Annotated in this window: 15 protein-coding genes; 4 read left to right on the forward strand and 11 right to left on the reverse strand. The window is 56.5% G+C overall.

Features of this window, described 5'->3' with window-relative positions; genetic code table 11:
• Positions 1-146 precede the first annotated feature (146 nt).
• On the forward strand, positions 147-4,856 hold the full coding sequence (locus tag F8N62_RS03375; protein ID WP_150709631.1) for a dermonecrotic toxin domain-containing protein: 4,710 nt from the start codon (positions 147-149) through the stop codon (positions 4,854-4,856).
• Between the two features lies 1 nt (position 4,857).
• Here the strand turns inward: F8N62_RS03375 and argR are convergent, their stop codons facing one another.
• The 7 genes from argR to acs all read right to left on the reverse strand — a co-directional run bounded on the left by argR (position 4,858) and on the right by acs (position 12,851).
• The gene (argR, locus tag F8N62_RS03380) at positions 4,858-5,838 is read right to left on the reverse strand and encodes a transcriptional regulator ArgR (RefSeq protein WP_054044763.1); all 981 of its coding nucleotides are present in this window, start codon (positions 5,836-5,838) and stop codon (positions 4,858-4,860) included.
• Between the two features lie 269 nt (positions 5,839-6,107).
• Positions 6,108-6,872, reverse strand: coding sequence for an ABC transporter ATP-binding protein (locus F8N62_RS03385; RefSeq protein ID WP_150709632.1), 765 nt, complete (start codon positions 6,870-6,872; stop codon positions 6,108-6,110).
• Between the two features lie 27 nt (positions 6,873-6,899).
• Entirely contained in the window at positions 6,900-8,012 is a 1,113-nt protein-coding gene (locus tag F8N62_RS03390) for a M14 family metallopeptidase (RefSeq protein ID WP_150709633.1), read from the reverse strand.
• Between the two features lies 1 nt (position 8,013).
• Positions 8,014-8,712 (reverse strand): ABC transporter permease, encoded by a 699-nt coding sequence (locus F8N62_RS03395; protein WP_150709634.1) that lies wholly within the window; start codon positions 8,710-8,712, stop codon positions 8,014-8,016.
• Positions 8,709-9,398 carry an ABC transporter permease gene (locus tag F8N62_RS03400; RefSeq protein WP_150639869.1) on the reverse strand — a complete coding sequence of 230 codons (690 nt, stop codon included), beginning with the start codon at positions 9,396-9,398 and terminating at the stop codon, positions 8,709-8,711. Before F8N62_RS03400 ends, F8N62_RS03395 begins: the two co-directional genes overlap by 4 nt.
• A 90-nt stretch (positions 9,399-9,488) precedes the next feature.
• Positions 9,489-10,262 carry an ABC transporter substrate-binding protein gene (locus F8N62_RS03405; protein ID WP_150709635.1) on the reverse strand — a complete coding sequence of 258 codons (774 nt, stop codon included), beginning with the start codon at positions 10,260-10,262 and terminating at the stop codon, positions 9,489-9,491.
• A gap of 633 nt (positions 10,263-10,895) precedes the next feature.
• A complete protein-coding gene (acs, locus tag F8N62_RS03410) occupies positions 10,896-12,851 on the reverse strand; it encodes an acetate--CoA ligase (protein ID WP_150709636.1) in 1,956 nt (651 codons plus the stop codon).
• Between the two features lie 475 nt (positions 12,852-13,326).
• Between acs and F8N62_RS03420 the strand changes: the two genes are divergently transcribed.
• From F8N62_RS03420 to F8N62_RS03430, 3 genes are all read left to right on the forward strand, one after another.
• Positions 13,327-13,590 (forward strand): DUF2790 domain-containing protein, encoded by a 264-nt coding sequence (locus F8N62_RS03420; protein WP_150709638.1) that lies wholly within the window; start codon positions 13,327-13,329, stop codon positions 13,588-13,590.
• A gap of 536 nt (positions 13,591-14,126) precedes the next feature.
• Positions 14,127-15,377, forward strand: coding sequence for a ribonucleotide-diphosphate reductase subunit beta (locus F8N62_RS03425; RefSeq protein ID WP_150657174.1), 1,251 nt, complete (start codon positions 14,127-14,129; stop codon positions 15,375-15,377).
• Positions 15,378-15,789: 412 nt separating this feature from the next.
• On the forward strand, positions 15,790-17,376 hold the full coding sequence (locus tag F8N62_RS03430) for a DNA cytosine methyltransferase (RefSeq protein ID WP_150709639.1): 1,587 nt from the start codon (positions 15,790-15,792) through the stop codon (positions 17,374-17,376).
• 110 nt (positions 17,377-17,486) lie between these two features.
• Here the strand turns inward: F8N62_RS03430 and F8N62_RS03435 are convergent, their stop codons facing one another.
• From F8N62_RS03435 to F8N62_RS03450, 4 genes are read right to left on the reverse strand one after another with little or no spacing between them, the layout of a single operon-like run.
• The gene (locus tag F8N62_RS03435) at positions 17,487-19,259 is read right to left on the reverse strand and encodes an AIPR family protein (protein ID WP_150709640.1); all 1,773 of its coding nucleotides are present in this window, start codon (positions 19,257-19,259) and stop codon (positions 17,487-17,489) included.
• Entirely contained in the window at positions 19,256-20,269 is a 1,014-nt protein-coding gene (locus F8N62_RS03440; RefSeq protein WP_150709641.1) for a PD-(D/E)XK motif protein, read from the reverse strand. The genes F8N62_RS03435 and F8N62_RS03440 overlap by 4 nt, the downstream gene beginning before the upstream one ends.
• Positions 20,253-23,162 (reverse strand): Z1 domain-containing protein, encoded by a 2,910-nt coding sequence (locus F8N62_RS03445; protein ID WP_150709642.1) that lies wholly within the window; start codon positions 23,160-23,162, stop codon positions 20,253-20,255. The genes F8N62_RS03440 and F8N62_RS03445 overlap by 17 nt, the downstream gene beginning before the upstream one ends.
• Complete coding sequence (locus F8N62_RS03450; protein WP_224791334.1) at positions 23,159-24,616, reverse strand: ATP-binding protein; 1,458 nt, start codon at positions 24,614-24,616, stop codon at positions 23,159-23,161. The genes F8N62_RS03445 and F8N62_RS03450 overlap by 4 nt, the downstream gene beginning before the upstream one ends.
• Positions 24,617-24,649 lie beyond the last annotated feature (33 nt).

Here is a 24,649-nt window from a genome sequence, read left to right on the forward strand (position 1 = left end):
CGACAAATAGCGTCGCAAAGGCGCAGTTTAAACCGGCGCACAGATTACAGGCAGGCGTGTCGAGCGGTGCGGTAAATATGTACCGCACGCCCTGCGTCATCGTCTGTTTTGATCGGGCTCCGACCCATCGCTAACGGACTAGCGCAATGAATAAGCAAAAGCTCGACCTGAATGCTCCGCCGGACGCGCATTTCCATCCTGCGTTCACCAACCTGCCCGACTGGGTATTAAAAGCCTCGCCCGCTACGCGAAGCGCTCTGAAAAGCGCTCCGTTGCAGGTTCCGGGGTGGCACGCCAGCGCTACTCCCCAGCAACAACAGTCACTGAAAACACTCAGCGAGGCGCATCTGACCCGGCGCAATGACCTGGAGACGCGGCTGTCGAAACTGCAAAACGCCCAAGACTTTGCCGAAGCAGTGCTCACGGCGGCACTGAAATCGCGCTTTGCCCTCGAGCTGGATGTGAAAACCACTTTCCTGCGCCTGTACATCCCGCAGCACATCCCCTGGTTTCCAATTAAATCCGGTGCCGCGCGCACCTGGACGGTATCGCTGCTCGATGCTGCCCTGCACAACTTTCAGGAGGCGGAAACCAAAGCCGACGCCTACGAGCCCGCCTCGACATTCATCACCCAGCCCTCGCCCAACGGACAGTTCGACACACTGCCCGCGATTAAGCGCCAACTGTCTATTCAGGACTTCACCCGGCTGTGTCGGGAACTGGATATCGGCGGCCAATACGAGGCCTACCTGAAAGAATTTCTGGGAATGACCGAATCGGTGGTCGGCGCGGTACTGGAATCGAACGTCATCAGCACGCACAAAGCCGCCCTTCGCGCCGCCCTGCAACTGGCTCATACCCGGCAAGACGTGCCGACCGACGCCTGGCAGGCGATTCAGCAATTACTGGAAGGTCGCGTCGACGTGCAGCTGGATCACCAACCGCTTCACTGTCATGACCTGACGATGATGTCCTCAACCCTGACCGGCATCGTGGTGTTCGCCCCCCACCTTGAACGGTCGCGGCGGGCATCGCGGATCGTCGTCTACATTCCCGATGATCCGGAGCATCCACTCAAACACTATCCCGACTCGCCGGCCTTCATGAAAGACCTGACCCGCAAGCTGCGCTCCCCGGCTTACCAGGCGTTTTTCAGTCGATTTGTCGAGCATCAGGAACGCGGACATTTTTTTGCCGACCTGAGTCGGCGCCTGAGCAGCGTCACCTGGCATGAGCGACCGTACGGTGATCCGTTGCCGAGCTGGCGCGACACCCCCATCGACAAACCCAACCTGCAGTTTTCGGTGACGCCGATCCAAACCGGTCTGTGGACTCACCTTTACCAACGGCAAGTGAACAAGGTCCTCAATGACGCCCGGACCCTGGCCGTCTCCACCGCGAACGCCGACCGTGCTGCCCGTTGGGCGCGATGGGATGCCTTCAGCAAAGTCGCGACCACGATTCTCGAAATCGCCGCGTTCGTCGCCCTGCCCTTCGTGCCGTTTCTGGGCGAGCTGATGCTGGCCTACATGGCCTGGCAACTCCTCGACGAGGTGTTCGAAGGCATCGTCGACTGGGCCGAGGGCCTGAAGGCCGAGGCGTTCGGGCACTTGATCACGCTGCTTGAATCCGTGGCGCAACTCGGCACGTTCGCGGTGGGCGGTGCCTTGGCGGCGGGTGCGTTCAGTCGCTTGATGTCCAGCGAAGCCGTGACCCTGTTTTCCTCACTCAAACCGGTCGACACTGGTGGCGGCAAAACCCGCTACTGGAAACAGGATCTCGCGCCTTACGCGCAGTCTGTCGATTTACCGAACAGCGCCCGCCCCGATCAACTCGGCCTGTATCGGCATGACGGCAAAACGTTGCTGCGCCTGGAGGACCAGCTCTACGCCGTCAAATCCAGTGGCGAATCCAATCGTTATCAGATCGAGCATCCCGAGCGCCCCGACGCCTATCAACCGTCGCTGCGGCACAACCATCACGGCGCCTGGCAAACGGCGCTGGATCGACCGTTGACCTGGGACCGGGAAACCGTGATGCGGCGCCTGGGGCACAGTGTCGAATCGTTCAGCAGTGCCGAGCGCGAGCAAATCCTGCGCATCAGCGGCTTCCACGATAATGTGCTGCGCGAGACCCACGTCGAGTACCAGCGCCCGCCTTCGTTGCTGACGGACACGATCAAGCGCTACAAAATCGATCGTGATATTCAAGCGTTGACCGGCCAGCCCGCCCACCCCGATCACTATCAAGCTGTGAACCAGCGCCTGTCGCTGTTCGAATCGCGCTACCGCGAACTTGAGAAAACCGAAGATCGTCAGGTTCAGCTGTTGCAAGGGGAAGTGCCAGGCTTGCCCACCGACATCGCGCAAGAGCTGGTGGACAACGCGTCCGGCACCGAGCTGACGCAACTGCATGACGGGCGCATGGTGCAGCGCCTGAAAGATGTGGCCGTCAAAGCCATGGAAGCGGTACGCGTCGCCAGGGCGTATGAAGGTTTCTATTTCGACGGCATGGACACCGCGGACACTCACCGCCTGGCGTTGCACAGCCTGGAATCGATGCCCGGCTGGTCAGCCCGAGTGCGCATCGAGGTCAGGGAGTTTTCCGAAACCGGATTATTGCGCGACAGCGTTGGGCCGAGCGACGCGCCTTTGCTCAAGACTCTGGTTCACGCCGATGACGGCACTTATCAGGTGTATGGGGACCGCGCGCCCGCCACTGACTTCTATCACGCCGTGCTTCAGGCGCTGCCGGAGTCCGAGCGCACGGCGCTGGGGGGTTCCGTCGCGGAAGCCAAAGCGTTCAAACAGCAGATTGCCCAACAGGCGATCAAACAACCGGGATTGCGCACGCTGTTTGCCAAAAACCCCCATCGAAAACCCTTCTACGATCCGACCACCATGCGTTTGCCCGGTGGCACCGACGGTTATCGCCGAAATCATGGCAAGACACCGACGTTTGATGACCGTGTTCGCGAGGTTTACCCCGGTTTGAGCGCGGAGGAGCGGCGTTCCATCATTTCCGATCTTCAACGCCACCCCGATGGCCCGCGAACAGAACTCACACGTCTGGCCCGCGAACTCGATCAGTTGCATCAGGACCTGGCCCGCTGGGTCGACGATGCACCCACGGTCAGCCCCGACACCGGGCTGGCGCTCAACGATCTGGAACTGCAGGGAACACGCAACAATCGCCGATTACTGGCCCAGGAGATCCAGCGAGCGTGGCGACGCCAGTCCGACCGCGATTTCGATGTGCCGGAGGGCGCCGAACGTTATGTGCTGCGGTTCGCCGAACCTGTGCCCGGCGATCTGCCGAACCTGACGGCGGACTTCAGCCATGTTTCGCTGCTGGCACTTGAAGGCAACCATGCGGCGCAAGGAGTACCCGGTTTTCTTCAGCAATTCAGCGGCCTTCATCGATTGGAGCTACGCCGCTTTTCCCTGAATTCGCTGCCAGACGCCATCGGGCAAATGGCCGATCTTGAAGCGCTGGTACTGAGCGACTGCGCCACCAGGATCGACGCCGTCGCCTGGACAAAGCTGTCATCGATAACAAAGCTGAGGGTGCTCGATCTCTACAAGAATCCCATCGAAGGTGTGCCTCAAATCGAGTCAATGCCCGAGCTCACTCATCTGGACCTGAGCGAAACCGGGCTGACCGGCATCCCCGGCGGTGCCCTGCAAAGCACACGTCTCAACACACTCTTGTTGATGAACAACAACCTCACCGAGTTGCCTGCCGAACTGTTCGAGAGCCCGGTGTATGAAAAGCGCGGGGTGCATCTGGCTGACAACCCACTCAACGAACAGGCACGCAACCTGATCAAGCAAAATTACTTCGAGACTTCGTACGATATGGATGTGATGGCGCCCGTAGCGGACATTCAACGCGTCAACGCGTTGTACCCCAATCTGGAAATCGAACAGGCGAGCGAGTTCGTCTACGAGCTGCCCGGCACATTGGCCGAAGGCCGCGCCGAACTGGCAAAGCTTGAAGCAGAACTCACGCAGTTGAGCGACGACCTCGCCGCCTGGACGGCTGACGTGCCGGCCCGGCACCCGTTAACCGATGAGCCGTTTACCGCCGAGCAATTGTTCATCGAGCACGCCAACCGCGACGAATTCAAGCAAGCGCTGGAGCGCTGCTGGCGTCATGAGTCCGAGCTGGATGATTTCAATGATTCGCTTGAGCCCACCTTCGAACTGTTCATCACTGAACCGATCAATGGAGAACTGCCTGCCCTCAACGCCGATTTTAGCCACGTCTCCACGCTTGACCTGCAAGGTGTGAACGGTGCGACCCGCATTGGGCAATTCCTGCAATCTTTCCCCAACCTGCAAACCCTGCGCTTGCGCGAGGTTAATCTGGGCGACTTGCCGGACGCGGTGTTCAAGATGGGTCGTCTGCGGGCACTGAAACTGCCCCAATGCCGCATCAGCTTGTCCGCGGAGTCAGCCAACGCGTTGGCCGGCATGGAACACCTCGACTACCTCGATCTGGGCTACAACCCACTCGGCCATACCCCTGACTTGAGGCAGATGCCGGATCTGTCCACGGTTCTGCTCAACGACACCGGCATCACCGACATCCCACCCGGGCTGCTGCAACTGGAGGAACTGGACTGGGCCGACTTGAGCATGAATGCCATCCGGGAAATCCCCAGCGACCTGATGGAACTGCCGGTGGAAACGGCGGAAAACATCACCCTGCGAGGCAATCCGTTGTCTGCGCAAAGCCTGGAACAGCTGATCAACTACTACGAACGCACCCGCGTGGACTTTGGGGTGGAGGAGGTAATCAATCGAGGGGAAATGGATATTTCCACCTCTGAAGGCTCCGAGTTGGAGGAGTAAATCAGCCGCGCTCGGAGGGCACTGACGACAATTCGAACGGGCTACTGCTGCGCCGCTGGTTGCGATCTTCCCGCGGCGTGGCGCCGAAGAAATTGCGGTAGGCGCTGGAGAAATGCGGCCCTGAAGAGAAGCCGCACGACAGGCCGATCTGGATGATCGACTTGCTGGTTTGCATCAACATCTGCCGGGCCTTGTTCAGGCGCAGTTCCAGGTAGTACTGGCTCGGCACACGGTTGAGGTATTGCTTGAAGATTCGCTCCAGCTGCCGACGGGACACGCACACGTGCTGGGCGATTTCGTCGGTGGTCAGCGGCTCTTCGATGTTGGCTTCCATCAGCAGCACCGCCTGGGTGAGCTTCGGATGGCTGGAGCCCAAGCGGTTTTGCAGTGGAATGCGCTGGCGCTCGCCACCTTCGCGGATGCGCTCGACCACCAGTTCTTCGGACACGGCGCCAGCCAGTTCGGCGCCGTGATCACGGGCCAGCACGGCCAACAGCAAATCCAGCACTGACAGGCCGCCGCACGCCGTCAGACGATCGCGATCCCAGTCGAACAGATGGCTGGTGGCAATGACCTTCGGGAAGCGCTCGGCGAAATCGTCCTGCCAGCGCCAGTGCACGGCAGCGCGATAACCGTCGAGCAAACCGAGTTGCGCCAATGGGTAAACACCCGCCGACAAACCGCCAATCACACAACCGGCGCGCACCAGTTGCTTGAGCGAACTGCTGAGTGCCGGCGCGAGTGCAGTCGGCGGCTCATCGGCGAGCAGGAACAGTTTCTGGAAGTTTTCGAGCTTGCCGGCCCACGGCTCACCCGGCAATTGCCAGGCGCCTTCGGTCGGCGGTTCGGCCTGCAAGAACGACAGTTCGTAAACCACGTCCGGATGCACACGCTGAGCAACACGCAAGGCCTCCTCAGCCAGCGCAAGCGTCAGTGCTTTAGTGCTGGGCCAAATCAGGAAACCAATTCGATGGGCAGTCATGGTGGGCAATCCGAAACGAAAACAGTGATGAAGGCATGGGCCAATGCTAGCCCGTAAATCAACGTAAATCCTGAAACCAGCAGAGATCTAAATGTGCAAGCTGGCTTGTCGTCCCTCCTGTAGGAGCTGTCGAGTGAAACGAGGCTGCGATCTTTTGATTTGAAAAATCAAGGTCAAAAGATCGCAGCCTTCGGCAGCTCCTACAGGGATCGGCGCCAGCCTTTGGGCTGCGAAGCATGCACCATCCCGGTGCGCAACGGCAGTCCTGATTACTTCAGGCTGCCCGAGAGGAATTGTTGCAGGCGTTCGGACTGTGGATTGACCAGCACCTCACGCGGGTTACCGCTTTCTTCGACGACACCTTTGTGCAGGAATACCAGCTGGTTGGACACTTCACGGGCGAAGCCCATTTCGTGCGTTACCACCACCATGGTCCGGCCTTCCTGAGCCAGGGCCTGCATGACTTTCAGCACGTCGCCGACCAGTTCCGGGTCGAGTGCCGAGGTCGGTTCGTCGAACAGCATCACCTCGGGTTCCATCGCCAGCGCACGGGCAATCGCCACGCGCTGTTGCTCGCCGCCGGACATGTGGCCCGGGTATGCGTCCTTGCGATGCGCCACGCCGACCTTGTTCAGGTAGTGCTCGGCCTTCTCGCGGGCTTCAGCCTTGGACATGCCGAGCACGTGGACCGGCGCTTCCATGATGTTTTCCAGCGCGGTCATGTGCGACCACAGGTTGAAATGCTGAAACACCATCGACAGACGCGAACGCATGCGTTGCAGCTGCTTCGGGTCGGCGGCCTTCAGGGCTCCTTCCTTGTTGGCCACCAGTTTCAGCTCTTCGTTGTTGAGCAGAATCCTGCCGGCGTGCGGCTGCTCCAGCAGGTTGATGCAGCGCAGGAAAGTACTTTTGCCGGAGCCACTGGAGCCGATGATGCTGATCACATCGCCAGCCGCCGCTTTCAGGGACACGCCCTTGAGCACTTCATGACTGCCATAGCGTTTATGCAGGTCTTGGACTTCAAGTTTGTACATGCGGTCGGTTCTCACAAAAACAGTCAGTCAGTCGTTGAGCAAGCGCCCGTGACGCAGCGCTTCGCGCCCCGCCACCTTGGCCAGCCAGAAACCGGGTTGGGCGTAACGCAGCCGTTCAATGGCAAACAGCACCCCGGACGTACCAGCACACACCGTGCTGACCCGATCCGCCAGCGGATCGATCACTTCGAAAATCTCTTCGCCGGCCTCGATCCATTCACCGGGTTTACGCAGAAAACTCACCACACCAGGATGTGGTGCGTACAGCATTTCGGTGCCTTCGAACGGCATGCCTTCGCAGGCGTCCTGCGCAGGTGCAGGCCATTCGCCGCTGATCAGACCCTGCTCAGCGAGAAACGCCAGAATGCCTTCGGCGTACGCCTCGGCTTCCGCGCGACCGGTATCGGACTGGCCGCCTAATTCAATGGTAGTCGCCAGACAGGCCAGTGGAATCTGCGCGTCCGGGAACTGACGCGACAACCGCAGCCACGGCAGCGAGCAGGCTTCGTCAAACGAACTGCCGCCGGAATCTTCCGCCAACAATCCGACTTTCACGTCCAGGTGCGCGGCGAGCGAACGCCATTGCGGCCAGTGTTGCGGCAAGGCGTACATGTGCAGCGCGGCTTCGCAATCGCAGTGCAAATCGAGGACGACATCGGCGGTGCAGGCATGGCTGAGCAACACGCGCTGCATGCCTTGCAACTGGCTCTCGGCCGGTGGCAATGCCGCCAGAGCATCGCTCATGGCCTGGCGGATCAAGCGGATGTTGGCGTGCGGATCATCGCCCAGATGCCCTTCCAGCGCAGCGGCCACTGGCGCGCTCAGCTCGACGAAATCACGGTTGAAATTCTTGCCGCTGCCCGCCTCGAAACGCCCTTGGTGATTGCCTTGCAGCAATTGGCCGAGGCCCAGTGGATTGGCCACGGGCACCAATTCAATCACGCCGTTGAGCAAGCCTTGGGCTTCGAGCTCGGTCAGGCGCTTTTTCAGCTCCCAGGCGGTGCGCATTCCCGGCAATTCATCGGCGTGCAGGCTGGCCTGAATGTAGGCCTTGCGCTCGCCAGTGCCGAAGCGGAACACCGAAACCTGACGTTCGCTGCCCAGGTGGCTCCACGGCAATGCGTGATCGATGCGTTCCATATCAGTGCTTCCGCGGGGCGAGATAGCCCAGCCAGCGGCGCTCGGCCAGTTTGAACAGCTTGACCAGAATGAAAGTCAGGCACAGGTAAAACACACCCGCCGTGATGTACGCCTCGAACGGCAAATAGTACTGGGCGTTGACCGTGCGCGCGGCGCCGGTGATATCGATCAGGGTCACGATGGACGCCAGACTGGTAGTCTGCAGCATCATGATCACTTCGTTGCTGTACTGCGGCAGCGCCCGGCGCAGGGCCGATGGCAACAGAATCCGCTTGTACATCTTGAAGCGCGACATGCCCATGGCCTTGGCCGCTTCGATCTCGCCGTTCGGCGTCGCCCGCAGGCTGCCGGCGATGATTTCCGCAGTGTAGGCGCTGGTGTTGATCGCGAACGCCAGGCATGCGCAGAACGTCGCGCTGGACAGCCACGGCCAGAAAATGCTCTCACGCACGGCTTCGAATTGCGCCAGCCCGTAGTAGATCAAAAACAGCTGCACCAGCATCGGCGTGCCGCGAATCACGTAGGTGAACAGCCAGGCCGACAGGTTGACGGCGGCATTCTTCGAGACGCGCATCAGCCCCAGTGGCAGGGCCGCCAGCAGACCGAAAAACAGCGACAGCGCGAGCAATTTGAGGGTGGTCAGCAAACCGCCGAAGTACAGCGGCAAGGCCTCCCAGATGACGTTGTAGTCGAAGATCATAGATCAGCCGCCCTTACGCCTACCGAGTAGCGCTTCTCAAGGTGACGCAATGCCAGCAACGAGACGCTGGTGATCACCAGGTACATCGCCGCCACTGCGAGGAAGAAGGTGAAAGGCTCGCGGGTGGCATCGGCCGCCTGCTTGGCCTTGAACATCATGTCTTGCAGACCCACCACCGAAATCAGCGCGGTGGCCTTGGTCAACACCAGCCAGTTGTTGGTGAAGCCCGGAATCGCCAGACGGATCATCTGCGGCACCAACACCCGGAAGAACACCTGAAAACTGCTCATGCCGTAGGCCATGCCGGCTTCTGCCTGACCTTTGGGGATCGCCATGAACGCGCCACGAAAGGTTTCCGACAGGTACGCACCGAAGATGAAACCGAGGGTGCCGATACCGGCGACCAACGGGTTCAGGTCGATGTAATCGTCATAACCGAGCATCGGAGCGACGCGGTTGAGCAAGTCCTGACCACCGTAGAAAATCAGCAGGATCAGCACCAGATCGGGAATCCCGCGAATGACCGTGGAATACAGGTCGCCCAGCCAGGCCAGCCAACGCACCGGCGACAGACGCAGCGCAACGCCGATCAGCCCCAGAACGATGGCCAGGGCCATGGACGACAAGGCGAGCTGAAGCGTCAGCCATGCGCCATCGAGGATGACAGCCCCGTAGCCTTTCAACATGATTCAGGTCCTCGAATGTTGGGATGAAAAAATGGCGCAAACCTCAGAGATCCTGTTGCTTGCGCCATTTCGGACTTGTCGCCGGACGTGTTACTTGCCGTAGATATCGAAGGCGAAGTACTTGTCCTGGATTTGCTTGTATTTGCCGTTCTCGCGAATCGCAGTGATCGCGGTGTTGATCTTGTCTTTCAGCGCGTCGCCCTTGCGCACTGCGATACCCACGCCGTCGCCGAAGTATTTGACGTCGGTGAAGGCCGGGCCAACGAAAGCAAAACCTTTGCCGGCGTCGGTTTTCAGGAAACCGTCATCCAGCAGCGTAGCGTCTGCCACGGTGCCGTCGAGGCGACCGGCAGCCACGTCGAGGTAAATTTCGTTCTGCGAGCCGTACGGCTTGATCTCGGCACCCAGCGGGGCCAGGACTTCGCGGGCGAAACGCTCGTGGATCGAACCACGTTGCACGCCGATGTTTTTGCCCTTGAGCTCGGCCAGGCCTTCGCTGACTTGAGTGCCGGCCTTCATGACCAGGCGCGCCGGGGTGTTGTAGTACTTGTTGGTAAAGTCCACGGACTTCTTGCGGTCTTCAGTGATCGACATGGACGACAGAATGGCGTCGATCTTGCGCACTTTGAGTGCAGGGATCAGACCGTCGAACTCTTGCTCGACCCACACGCACTTGACCTTCATCTCTTCACACAGGGCGTTGCCGATGTCGTAGTCGAAACCAACGATGCTGCCATCCGGTGCTTTGGACGCGAACGGAGGGTACGCCGCTTCGATACCGATTTTTACAGGCTTGTCGTCGGCGAAGGTTGGCAGGGACAGCACGGACAGTGCCAGGGCGCCAAGCAGCACGAGTTTCTTCATCTTGGGACTCCATCGGTAAAGGGCTAAAACGGCAGAGTGAGCGACAGCCCAATATGCGAATGAGTACAACCGGTAAACAGTGCTGCGTCACAGGAATCGCGTGTTGATTTCAACACGGACAACGACGAGCGAGTGATCGGCATTCTAACGACAGGCCCGAAGTCGATATTTCTTCAATGCGACAACAAATTACAGAAGCACCGAGAAAGCCGATTGAGCACGTTGACAGCCTTGCAATTTCGTGCAAGAGCAAAAGACAGTGAACCGATCTATGCTGCAAATTGCGGGCCTATTATTGGCAAAGCCTTCTAATCCGGCAAGCTTGGCGTTGCTTCTTATTTCTGGCGGGGTGCATTGCTGCGTGAATGCGGGGGCTGGCGTTTCCCATCGCCCCGTATCGGCGCGGGCGGTTACACATTCAGTTACTTGAACTGTCGCGGGTAACAGTGGGAAAGGGCCTACGGATGAAGCCGATAATTATTGGTTGAGCGAAAGATCGCAGCCTTCGGCAGCTCCTACGCCGAACGCATTTCTCTGTAGGAGCTGCCGAAGGCTGCGATCCTTTGATCCTCAACAACAAAAAGCCCCACCAGACTCATCACCTGGCAGGGCTTCAAAAACGCCAAACGCTACTTACGCAACATTCATCGTCTTGTGCGTATCAATCAAATGCTGCACCACACCCGGATCCGCCAAGGTCGAAATATCCCCCAGGCCATCGTATTCCGCTGTCGCAATCTTGCGCAGAATCCGGCGCATGATCTTGCCCGAACGGGTTTTCGGCAGCCCCGGCGCCCACTGAATCACGTCCGGCGAAGCAATCGGACCGATCTCTTTACGCACCCAGTTTTTCAACTCGATACGCAGCTGCTCGCTCGGCTCTTCGCCGCCAATCAAGGTGACATAGACATAAATGCCCTGCCCCTTGATGTCGTGCGGCACACCGACCACGGCCGCCTCGGCGACTTTCGGGTGCGCAACCATCGCGCTTTCGATCTCGGCAGTGCCCATGCGGTGGCCGGACACGTTAAGCACGTCATCCACGCGACCGGTGATCCAGTAATAGCCATCCTCGTCACGACGCGCACCGTCACCGGTGAAGTACATGCCACGGAAGGTCTTGAAGTAAGTGTCGACGAAACGGTCATGGTCGCCATACAGCGTGCGCGCCTGGCCTGGCCACGAATCGAGAATCACCAGGTTGCCCTCGGTAACGCCTTCGAGGATGTTGCCCAGGTTATCCACCAGTGCCGGCACCACGCCGAAGAACGGGCGTGCCGCAGAGCCCGGCTTGAGGCCGTGAGCGCCAGGCAGCGGGCTCATCATGTTGCCGCCGGTTTCGGTCTGCCACCAGGTATCGACGATCGGGCAACGGGATTGACCGACGTTCTTGTAGTACCAGTCCCACGCTTCCGGGTTGATCGGCTCACCGACCGAACCGAGCAGACGCAGGCTGCTGCCGTCAGCGCCTTCAACCGCAGCTTTGCCCGACGCCATCATCGCGCGGATCGCGGTCGGCGCGGTGTAGAGGATGTTGACCTTGTGCTTGTCGACGATCTTCGCCACCCGGGTGATGTCCGGATAGTTCGGCACGCCTTCGAACAGCACGGTGGTCGCGCCGTTGGCCAGCGGGCCGTAGACAATGTAGGTGTGGCCGGTGACCCAGCCGACGTCGGCGGTGCACCAGTAGACTTCGCCCGGGCGATAGTCGAACACGCGCTCGTGGGTCATCGCCGCATAAAGCAGGTAACCGCCGGTGGTGTGCTGCACGCCTTTAGGCTTGCCGGTGGAACCGGAGGTGTAAAGGATGAACAGCGCTTCTTCGGCGCCCATCTCTTTCGGCGCGCAAACACTGCCCGCCACTTTCATCAGGTCTTCGTACCAGATGTCGCGATGCTGGTTCCACTTGATGTTGCCACCGGTGCGCTTGCACACGATGACCTTCTGAATGCTGCTGGTTTCCGGGTTGGTCAGCGCGTCGTCGACGTTGGACTTGAGCGGGATTTTCTTGCCGGCACGAATGCCTTCGTCCGCGGTGATCACCACTTTGGATTTGCAGTCGATGATGCGACCGGCCAGCGCTTCCGGCGAGAAACCACCGAACACCACCGAGTGAATCGCGCCGATCCGGGTGCAGGCCAGCATGGCGACCACGGCTTCGGGGATCATCGGCATGTAGATAGTCACCACGTCGCCGCGGTGCACATCCTGGCCGCGCAGGGCGTTAGCGAACTTGCAGACTTGTTCGTGCAGCTCGCGGTAGGTGATGTTACGGCTTTCGGCGGGGTCATCCCCTTCCCAAATGATTGCGACTTGATCGCCGCGCTCGGCCAGATGACGGTCGAGGCAGTTGTAGGAAACGTTCAGGGTGCCGTCGGCGAACCATTTGATGTCGACATGGTGATCGTCGAATGAGGTCTGTTTCACCGTGGTGAAAGGCTTGATCCAGTCGAGGCGCTTGGCTTGCTCGCGCCAGAAGCCGTCAGGGTTGACGACCGACTGCTGGTACATGGCTTTGTAGGTTGCCTCGTCGGTCAGCGTGTTGGCTGCTACCTCGGGACGAACGGGATACAGAGAAGCCGCACTCATCTTTCTTACCTCGGTGGAATAGTTGTTTTTGTATGACTCCGTTGTAGCCGGGCCGGGGCTATAGAACCATTCGACGATGGTAGTAACAAGCCCCTACAAAATGTCGTGAATACCTGAAAACACGCTCAATCCCGCTTATCTCCGCTCTCAGGTAGGAGCTGCCGAAGGCTGCGATCTTTTGACTTTTGGCGATTTTAGAATCAAAAGATCGCAGCCTTCGGCAGCTCCTACAGAGGACGCGGACATGCAACCTCTGGGTGATTGTTACGAAATTTGTCAAAGGTGTTTATCAAATCGCCACCTATATGAACGCAACCTCCACGCCTAAAATTCGCCTCGCCAACACGGCAAACCCTGATTAACCCAGTTGCAGCCCCCACGAAGGCAGTTAATCAACAACACCCGTCATCAAGTTCCACACGCAACCCCAAAAAGGTTGCGTGACCCCACTCGACCTCTAAAAGGTAAAACTGCAATGAAAGCTTTATTAGTTCTGGCCCTCTCCAGCCTGTGCGCAACCGCCATGGCAGACGAGGTCCCGACTGATGTCGCACAGCAACAACCGGTCATCGAGGAATACACTTACTCCACCCACCTCGACATCGCCAAAGTTATCTCCATGAGTGAAATCCCCAATGTGTGCGAAGTTGTTCCGATGAAAATGGAGTACGACGACTCCAAAGGTCAACGCCACATTCTGCGCTACAGCATCATGGGCAACGGCTGCTCCAGTGGCTGATCGAAACTGCCCCCAGATCAGGCCATTTCAGCCTGTCGCTGAAGGCCGATTCCAGCCCGACTCCGGTCGGGCTCCGTTGTGTTTTGAGTCAACCAAAACCGCTTCTAAACACAAGATGTAGTGAAAAACGCCGTTTTTGAGTGTTTTTTGTACAAATCTGATCTTGCGTCAAAATAACCGAAAAAAAATCTTCAGTGGCCAAAGCCCTGTATTCCCTCGGTTTGCTCGAAAAACCTTCCCTCTCGGCCCTTCGATGAGCCGATTCGTCGCACCACGCCGACCAAAATTTCCTTATAATGCCGCCTTAAACGGGCCTGCAATATTCCCTTACAGGGACGAAAGCCAGTCTGAAGCCCCGCAGCAGCGTACTACGCAGCCTGCGCCCATTAGTGGCTCTCGGAACCCCGTACAAAATTCTGTTATTTGCCTGCCTTGGTTGGTGCAAAAAACGATTCCTTAAGATCCAACGCGGTCAGAACGAACGTGTGACACACCATCACACGCGCATCTGACCCTCACGCAGGAGACGACACGTCATGCTGAGCTGGGACGAATTCGACAAAGAAGACAGCGGCGAGACCGTGGTTAAAGGCGCCAACGCCGGCCACGCGACTGAAGCCAACATGGACCGCCTCGACACCGCCGGTGGTGTTGCTGCTCAGGAAGCTCGCGCTGTCACCGCGTCCGACTCCGCCGCCATCGCTCGCGCCAAGGCTGCCCTCGACAACCTCGACATCGCCGAAGGCCTCGCCGAACTCGAAGGCGCCTCCGCCCGTGTCGCCGTCGACGAAAAGCGCATGATCAACTGCCGCGCCGACCTCAACCAACTCGTCCCCTTCAAGTACGACTGGGCCTGGCAGAAGTATCTGGACGGTTGCGCAAACCACTGGATGCCGCAAGAAGTCAACATGACCGCCGACATCGCCCTCTGGAAAGACCCGGAAGGCCTGACCGACGACGAACGCCGCATCGTCATGCGCAACCTCGGCTTCTTCTCCACCGCCGACTCCCTGGTTGCCAACAACCTGGTCCTGGCCGTGTACCGCCTGATCACCAACCCGGAGTGCCGCCAGTACATCCTGCGCCAGGCCTTCGAAGAAGCGATCCACACCCACGCCTACCAGTACTGCATCGAATCGCTGGCCATGGATGAAGGCGAAATCTTCAACATGTACCACGAGATCCCATCGGTCGCGAAAAAAGCCACCTGGGGCCTCAAATACACCCGTTCGATCTCCGATCCGAAGTTCGAAACCGGCACCGTCGACACCGACAAAGAGTTGCTGCGCAACCTGATCGCCTACTACTGCGTTCTGGAAGGCATCTTCTTCTATTGCGGCTTCACCCAAATCCTCTCCATGGGCCGCCGCAACAAAATGACCGGCGTCGCCGAGCAGTTCCAATACATCCTGCGCGACGAATCCATGCACCTGAACTTCGGCATCGACGTGATCAACCAGATCAAAATCGAAAACCCGCACTTGTGGGATGCTGAAATGAAGGAAGAGGCTTCGCAGATGATCTTGCAAGGCACTCAGCTCGAGATCGAATATGCGCGTGACACCATGCCTCGTGGGGTGTTGGGGATGAATGCGGCGATGATGGAGGACTACCTCAAGTTTATTGCTAACCGTCGTCTTTCGCAGATTGGTCTTAAAGAAGAGTATCCGGGGACTACGAACCCGTTCCCTTGGATGAGCGAGATTATGGACTTGAAGAAAGAGAAGAATTTCTTTGAGACGCGGGTTATTGAGTATCAGACGGGTGGGGCGTTGAGCTGGGATTGATTTCCGAGCTCGCCGCGATTTGACGATTGCTGTCTGTATCGGCAAATTGAAAAAGCAAAAGCCCCGATCTCATCGGGGCTTTTTATTCGCTCATGGATATTCACTTCCTCCTCACACTTGGAAAATTCCTACAACACTCACAGCAGTTTCCGCCTCAACGGCCACTCAAAACTCCAACTATTATGAAACCCGACCGGTGAGGCCTTTGCTAAAAAAATGAAATGGACCGAAAGCCTTGGCACATACCTAAATTCGGTGGAACTCGGCACCTCTCCTTAAAGTTCATTTCTTGCCCGGTACCTAGTGAACCGTTACCATTTATCAAGCAAAGGGCCTGCCACTTCTAGGCCGCAATCACCTGAGCGCGACAGTGCGCTTTTCTACTTTCGTCTTAGGCGCATCGACTAAATCAATGAAATATAAGGATTCTATCCCGGTCATCGACCTCTTTGCCGGCCCGGGCGGACTAGGGGAGGGATTCTCTTCAATCGGCGGCCCAGAGAAGGGAGTACGTAAGTTCCAGCTACGTGTCTCGATCGAGAAAGACCCTCTCGCTCACGCGACTTTATCTCTCCGCGCATTGTTTCGCGCTTTTCCGAAAGGTGAAGCGCCAGACGCTTACTACCAATACGTCCGGGGCGAAATTACTCGGGACGAACTTTTCAAACATCCGGATATCCCGGCGGAAGCCGTGGAGGCCTCGAAAGAAGCTAAGCTTGCAGAGCTTGGTAAAATTTCGCCAGACGAGGTCGACAACTGGATCAGGGAAGCTCTGATTGGCGCAGATGTATGGGTTCTTATAGGCGGCCCACCGTGCCAAGCATACTCTGTAGCAGGTCGAGCCCGTCGGACACGCGAGAGCCAAGAGAAGTTTGAAAGCGATGAGAAACACTTCCTCTACAAAGAATATCTGAGGATTATTCGCGAGTTCAAACCTACTATCTTCGTCATGGAGAATGTGAAAGGCATATTGTCCTCGAAGCACAGTGGCTCGAACATCTTCCAGCAAATTCTCGGGGATCTCTCGAATCCTGGTGGCGATCTTTCGTACAACATCCGCTCCTTGGTCGTTCCTAAAGATGTGGAGAAACCAGATCCACATGACTTTGTCATTCAAGCAGAACGCCACGGTCTTCCGCAGGCTCGACACAGGGTTATCCTGCTTGGAGTTCGTTCTGACGTTGCCTCGAACTGTCCTGCTCTATTGGAGCGTCCGCACAAGCTCGTAATGGAACGCAGCAAAACGGTTTTCACAGTTGGGCAGGCTTTATCAGGACTCCCTCCAATACGGAGCAAAATTTCAAGGGGAGGAGATTCCCCCGAAGCCTGGCTTTCAACTTTGGAGGAGGCTAGTTCTATGCTTTTCCGATCCTATGAAACTGGCCGGGGAGATTTAATAGACACTATGAAAAGTGCTGCTGAAGACGCACGGAGGCTGAAAACTAGTGGAGGTGGGTTCCTACCTTGGAAAGTTGCTCCAGAAATGAATACAAAGCAACGTGAGTGGTTCCTCGACCCTAGACTGAAAGGGGTACTACAGCATGAGGCTAGGAGCCATATGCGCTCTGACCTGCATAGATATATCTTTGCAGCAAGCTACGCAAAGTTGAATGGCACCTCGCCAAAAATACATCAATTCCCTGCTCAGCTCCTCCCAGCTCATGAAAACGTTTCTTCTGACTCCGTCCCCTTTAGTGATCGTTTCAGAGTTCAAATGGAAGATGGCCCGTCAACCACTGTCGTCGCCCACATAGCTAAAGATGGCCATTACTACATTCACCCGGATCCAAGTCAGTGCCGCAGCTTGACTGTTCGCGAAGCCGCACGACTGCAGACTTTCCCTGACAATTACTTCTTCGAGGGTAATAGAACACAGCAGTACACACAAATCGGAAACGCCGTCCCGCCGCTTCTTGCTAGAAAAATCGCAGCTGTTGTCGCTGAGATCATCGACTCCTATAGATCAGGGAAAAACCGCCAAGCGTCACTTGGTATTTGATCGAACCGGACAAACTATCGAGCAACGCAGTTAGCGCCGGAAGTGTCGTGGGGGGCCGCCCCCCCCACGACAGCGAATTTTCAGCGTGCCTCTGGGTAGTGAATGGGATGTCAGAGCGTCTCAGGAATATCTGCTAAGGGAGGAGAGAACGGTCGAGAGAACATAGCCTCTCGACACTCAGGACGCTTTGCCCATTCAGAGATCATCCTGCCATTTGCTGTCTCATGAAGGCGATCATTGACTTCCCTCGCCCAAATTTCGATCTGCTTAACAAGCTGAGGAGAAATACCTTGTCTGCTCCAGACGCGCTCGTGATTAAAGGACTTGCCATAAGCTTGAGAAATTAATGCGACAGTGTAAGCCGCAACGTTCGCGAGAAAGGCCGGTACCAATGGCCGCGCCGTCTTGTGGACTGCCTTGAACAGCAAAGCTTTTGAGACAATAGCCTTAAAATAAGAAACATCCGGAGTAAAACCCGTACCTTTAGCCTCAAGGTCAGTCATACCAGACATGAACCGATCAAAGCACTTCTGTGCGCCAAGACTGACCACATCAGCGTGGCCATCCCACGCTGTAGAGTACTTCGCCAACTCAGTTTTTGTTATTTTCCTCGAGGTTGGTACGGAGTCCCTCAGGGCGCGAAGCTTAGCTGGAGTGACACCTTCACGTGAAAGGAGGGTGTTATAACTGCCGGCAGCCCTCTCGTAGAACCATCGACCCATGCCATCAGGGCAATAGACGGAAAGCGATAACCGCTCAATATCAACATGGAATGGCTTGTTGGCTGATAGATCTGATTGCCGAACAGCATTTTGACTGTTGGCATAACGCGAGATGTCGGAGACCAGCGCCTCTTCTTTTGCGGGATCCTGCTCTTTCATAACGATGATTTTGGCTGGGACGCGCACCTTGCTCAAATCCGTATCTGCATACTTTTTCTTAGCAAAGAAAATTGAAGCTGTGGTTTGGCCGCCATTAACAATTTGCATGCCACGTAACCAAGCAATGCCCGGCGACCCATCTACAGCGCGATCCAACCGCATCTCGTCAGCGACCAATACAATCCCATTGTTGTAAGCCATGAATCTTTCAGGGGCATTCCGCAAGGTATTCTGCAGTCCCGCGTTAACACCTTTCGCCTTCACGCTTAAGAATGAGCGCACGTTGGCCTCAAGCAGTCGAGGGCCAAATTTCTCATAGATGAATCGAAGCGCCTCACCTGGAATTGCGGTAAGTGCATAGTCATAATCGCCTGTTTCACCTGGCACGAAAACGCAAGGAAGCGGAGAACCTGACACATCCTTGAAATCAACGACAAGTTCATCACGAGGCTTACCTTCAGAACGATGGCGATAAAGTCGCTCAATATCCATTACTTCAAGTTTCACGAGTTTGTCGCCAACTTCTCGAGCTTGGAAGCTTTTCGACTTGGCTATACCGTCCGTAAGTACATAAACACGAACCTGTTCGAGCCCGTCGTAAATTTCTCGAATCGTCAGCGCAAGGGAATGGACATCGCTTGACGGATCGAGCTTTTCGGCAATGCGTCCAGCCGCACAGAGCTCCAAAAAGCGAACACATTGAGCCGCAGCCGTCTTGACGTCTTGATCGGCAATCGGGCTCAAGCTTTCAAAGCCTTCGTAGAGGCTTACGAACAGGTCAAGTTGGTCTGCGTCTTCAGACATGGCATAACCGCTCAAGCGCAAGTTCGCATTGGCGATCTTTCCCTGAAAGTGGCAGACAACTGGATCGAAAGTCATTCCTGCTTCAACGAGGTGCTGCATCACCACTTCGGAAAAAACGAGCTCACCAAATGTGGCGCCGTCAGACATCTGGCTCGCAATCTCGCTCCTAGTCTCTGCGAAAAAGTCATCAAGCGTCATCCAGTTACTCCTAGTTGTTTCAGAGCCGCGTCGAGGTCCGAAAGGAAGTCTCCGGCGTGGTCCAGATTGATTTCGTAGAGGGCCCGCGTGACTCCAGTGGGAACTATTCCCGGTGTCAATCTTGGGAAGCCTTCGGATATAGAGAAGACCCGCCTCCCCTTCGATTCGAATTTTCGGGTGTAGTAACTTGAGTGGCCTTCGAAGTAACCCGCAACCATGAGCCTCTCTCTAAGAAAGTTGACAGCTCCAGGCTCATCACCTAGTCGTAGCTTGGCTTTGGCGATCAACTCGGGAAGAGTATGGCCGCCCGCTTCACGAGAAAAACGCTCGGCAGCGAGAAAGAGAGGCGATGCTACGGAGTCGTCCAACTGCTCAAGGGAGGTTATTTTTACAGGGAAGCCAGACGTGGACATCGTAGCCTTGACTTCAACCGCACCGTCTCCCAAAAGGAAATCTTGCGGAGCGTCATCTGGTCCCACCCAGCCTTGGAGTACCTCCCCAACCGATACTCCTGACTCCAGTAGAGCAATCATAAAGTTGAGTTCGCCTGTCAGACCGAGTTCTGCCTCGAGACTGAGAGGATTCGCACCACGCGACATGAACTGCTTCCAAGCAACTACTCGCCCAATTAAGACCCGCAACAACTTGGTTTCGTCTACGCCAGTGGCTGCGGTCTCGTCTAAAGCGCCAACTACATCGCAAACCATCGCAGCGAAGAGCTCAATGCTTCCAGCGTCTTGCCGCGTGAGCGCTAATCTAAGCCCTCCAGGATTTACTGCTTCGGCTCTCTCGATCAGGAAGCCTTGGCCCTCGGGCAATTTTTCCGTACGGGCCAACTTAGCAGTCGGAAAGCAGAACAATATTGCCTCGACATTGGCGGGCGAGCGCCGGCCGGCCTGCACTTCGACAGGCCCAGCAGGAGCAAGGGAAATAACCTGCCAGCCTGGTATGGTGTCGTTTCCGGAAAGCGACGACCAAGCCAGCAGGAACTCTTCATTCGGACGGACCATATTCTTGCATCCAGTAGAGGAGGTTAACTTCGTATTCCACGCTGATTGGGTTGTCACTGCTGGGGAACGCGATGGCGAAGGCCATAATGGGCTTGCTCCAATCAGGGACGATTAGTCGTTCAGGCGTCTTTTCGTTGTAGAAGTGCGGCGTTAGCGGGTAGAGCAAAAGCAATCCGCGGTCCGCGTCCCCACCATGTTTTCCACGAGTTTCGCGAATGCCCTTGCCACTCGGGAAGTTCGGCAAAGAGATACGGCCGCGCGAAGGTTCAGGCTTCCAAGCTGCACGAGTAAGAGCCAATGCCTCTCGCCAAACATCATCGCTGAGGTCGATACCTTCGTCTTTGGGGTCGGTGAGCACACCGATGGCGAAACTCTTTGGATCAACCCTCTCAGGATCGACAGGGTCCTCGGTCTTGCGAATCGAATAGTTGTCCGAAGGTTCGCCACCGGGGAATACGTGCTGATCTCCAACGCCATTACCACCGCCGAGCAGTGCGACGCTCCACTTTGTCAATTGTCCGGTGCCGACCATCTTAGTTATGAATTCCGACAGCAAGACAGCCTTTGCACTTGTGGCATTCGGATGCGTCGCATAAGCGCCAAGAAACGTTAGAACCTTGGATACGCTAACGTCCTTCCAAAGACGTGCATTTGGCCATGAGTCTGGATCACCATCGCGAGCATGCTTCGGCGAATCCGCCCATGAATTGCCGAGTGACCCGATTAGAGCGTCGGTAGCATCGAGATTCTGTTGCTGAATCTTGGCGTCACGATGAAATAGGATGGTCTGTGGTCGAGTCCCACTGTAAGTCAACGAAAGCGTCTGCGCGTTTCGCATTTTCAACGGAGAGGTGACAGTAAGCACCTCATGAGACATCACCTTGAGTCCGTACTGCTCCGGCGTCAGCTTCGCTTCGGCCATAAAGTCGAACTCCTCCCGTAGTTCCTCCGAAGCATCGGCAATGTGGCCGAACCACTTCACCAGATCAGGAGAGGTGTAGAGGCGACACAGATCAAGGTAACCAGGGCGATAGCCAAACCAGCGGCCCATTTGCATGAGCGTGTCATACATCTTGGTTGTACGCACGAAGTAGCTCACACATAGCCCCTCCAAAGTAAGGCCACGGGCAAGCTTGTCGCCGCCAATTGCAATCACTTTGAGCACCGCGCCGGGTGTCGCATAATCCAGCGCGTCCTTGGCCGTACCGTTGATAGAGCGGACGTCAATGTCATCCAGCACATCAGGCAAAACTGCAAGGATTTCATCCCAGGTTGGCATAGTTGGGGGACGATCCTCTATCGGGGAGAGCTCTGCCACTTGATCTCGGATGGGGAGAAAATCTTCAACCCAGAGCTTGCGCAACTGCTCTAGCTGCTCTTCGGCGTCAATGCCGCGGGTGATCTTCTGGCGCATGCGACGTACGGCCGCCTCAATCTGTTCGCGCACATGGTTTTGCACGTCTACGAAGCGGGTGACGTGAACCAGCATGGAATTGTGCTGGCCATCCTGGCCGCGTAACTCTCGCACCGCACAAGCCAGCACGAAAGCGCATATTGCCTCATTCAGGGAAGGCGGAATGATCTCCTGCCCCTTGTAGGTTGGGACGTGGGTCTTTTTGTGCTTGGGTGGCATCCATCCTGAATCCTTCTCGGCATCATAGTGATCTGCGATGCTCCGTGAGAGGGGAAGCGCACCCTTGCGTCCGTCCTTCGTCATCTTGCCGAACATGCGGGCAGGACCCACGTAGTTGGACGGGGCGGCAAGGTTGATTATGAAAGACCTAGGGAAGAGGTCCGGGCCTTCCTTAGCCGTCGCGCCTTTGTGATGAATGAAGATGTTCGCAAAAGGGGTAGCTGTGTAACCGACATAGGCTTTACGTGAGAATGCGTGTAGTAACTGACGGATCAGGCGATTAATAGTTTTAGGCTGATGCTCCTCGTCCGGAGTGCCGTCATCGTTGAACATTTGCTCACCTGTATCGACCGAGGCGTTATCTGCCTCGTCGTCGATCATCAGTAGAGGTAGCTTTGTGACGAGCTTTCGTCCATCACTCGCATCTGTGCTATCAGCTACTCGCTTTTGTATCCAATCCAACAGGGCAGTTAAAACAGTCTTCTGTTTCTTAACCACAAAAAGCCATGGGCGCTCCTCAGGAGAGATGCCGTGGAAGTGTCTAGCGATAGCGTTGTTAAAGTCGCCGTTTTCCGCGCGCGTGGTCGCAGAGTTGGTTTTCAGGTCTTCGCCGAACTCAGCTACGCCAATGGGCATGCCTGGATCGCGGTCAATTGTCGTCTCGTAGCCTAGAAAGCTTTCCTCTAGCCGCATTTGGGTTTGCGAGCGCAGGTTGTTGTGCATGCCCGCGAGCACGATGATTATTTTGTAACCCGCATCTGCCGCCTTACAAATGAGGCCGGAGTAGTTACTGGTTTTCCCGGACTGCACATGTCCGACAACAAGTCCTCTGCGATCCCAGTCATCTCCACGCTGTGGGTCTTCTAACAGACCTAGGATATCGTCGGTGGCCTCATCAATCCCTTCAACCACCGTGTCAGAGAGCTTGGACTCTAAAAAGTCCTCGTAACGCCGCCAGTATTGCCAATTACGTTTGCGCGCGGCTGTGAGCCAGTCAAAGTGCCCCGCGTTGTCTTTTAGCGTGGTCGATTTGCCAATCCAGTGGCTGAAGCGCTGGATCAGCGTAGCTACAGCCTTTCCCTGATCCACTATATAAGGTGAATCGCCAGAGAACATCTCCGTCGCAAGCCGGACCTTTTCGGCAATGAGGGTCGGGGTAATTTTGGACTTATCCTTCTCGGTCTTCACCAGCCGCTGCGCAGTAGCGATAACATTTTCCAGCAGCTCCACTTGCGCAGCTATCTCTTCCGCTGAGGTCATTCTTGCTCCCCTAATTTGGCAATCAATGTTGGATACTTTTGAAATGGCTCGGTCCTAAGCATCGATTTGCGAGCCTCTTCGACACTCAACCCCTTGCGTTCAATCAAGTCATTAAAGAGTACGCCTGCAACCTCGAACACAGCCGCGTTGGGTTCCCCCTCGAACCCGGTACGTGGCGTTTCTTTATTCTCGGCTGTATCGAGCCATATTCGCTGTACAGGCACAGTTTCCTCGACGACCCGAAGCATGGCCCGAACAAGGCTTGCGTTTCCGCCAACCGCCTCAATCACCGCGGCCACCGCCGGATGTCTCTCATCAATGCGGTAGCGAACACCATCCTTTAGCCTATCGACACGCCATGCTTGATGTTCAATCTTGATTCCACCAGGCCCAGGCATTGGCGTGCCCCGAAAAGCAAAGACTCTTCTGGCTCTTTCTCTCGTATCCTCGGCCAATTTCGTAAGCCATGGACGCACTGTTATCGGAGGCCGGGCGGTTGACTTCTTGACGTCGATCTTCCAAGCGGAATCGGCTGTATTAGGGATGTCCAACCTGATCCTAGCAAGCCGATGAGGCTCCTCTCGGTTCCATGCACGTCCCTGCCCAATCCCAAGCCAACCACCTGCAAGAAGTAGGCGATGATTGCGATATACGTAAAATCCTTGTTGAGAGGTCCACCCTTCTGCCCCACCCGACCTACGGAACTCTTCTTCAGAAAGCCGATCTTTGTGTGGTAAAACGTGGCATTGAGCCTCCACGAGGCCTGATGGTGTAAGGGTTCGAGCTACTGGCGAATGCCACGGCTTCGCAGGGTGCCCTGTCATAAAGGGATCCCATGGATTTACTATCCTGCCGTTGAGGATCAGCCGAAAAACCGGGCTCGGCCCTTCTAAAAGGCGATGGAAGACCATTGCCAAACGTAGCTCAACATCGTCTATCAAGTCGGCAAAGTGATCAGGGGTATAGCCGGCCGTGACGATTCGATCCAACTTTTCCCAGAGAACTATGGTTCCGGAGTGAAGTGCATCTGCCGGCTCAACGAATGCTTCGGAGCCATGAGCTGCCCCCTCAAACATTCTCCATCCAATGTCCGTCGATGCAGCTATAGCATCGAGATCCCAACGCAGGCAGGACACCGGACCATTCATCCGTCTAGATGCAACAGTGAGACAGCGGCACTGAGAAAAGGATGCGGTTTTTAAGCCCATCCCAAAACGCCCCAGATCATTAGGCGCACGGTCATCGAGAGGACTCTTAGCGCCGAGTGTCATTGCCGCCTCTAACTCGGCGTCGTCCATGCCTCGTCCGTTGTCCAATATGGAAATTCGACTTCTATTGCCATCCCAGTCGAACGTCACACGAATTTCTGACGCTTCGGCGGAAACACCGTTATCAATCACATCAGCTAAAGCTGCGGCAGTCGAGTATCCGAGACCACGTAGAGCTTCCAGCATCGCGCCGGCTCGCGGCGGGGCATACCTGGTGCG

Source organism: Pseudomonas fluorescens (assembly GCF_902497785.1).
GTDB lineage: Bacteria > Pseudomonadota > Gammaproteobacteria > Pseudomonadales > Pseudomonadaceae > Aquipseudomonas > Aquipseudomonas fluorescens_BO.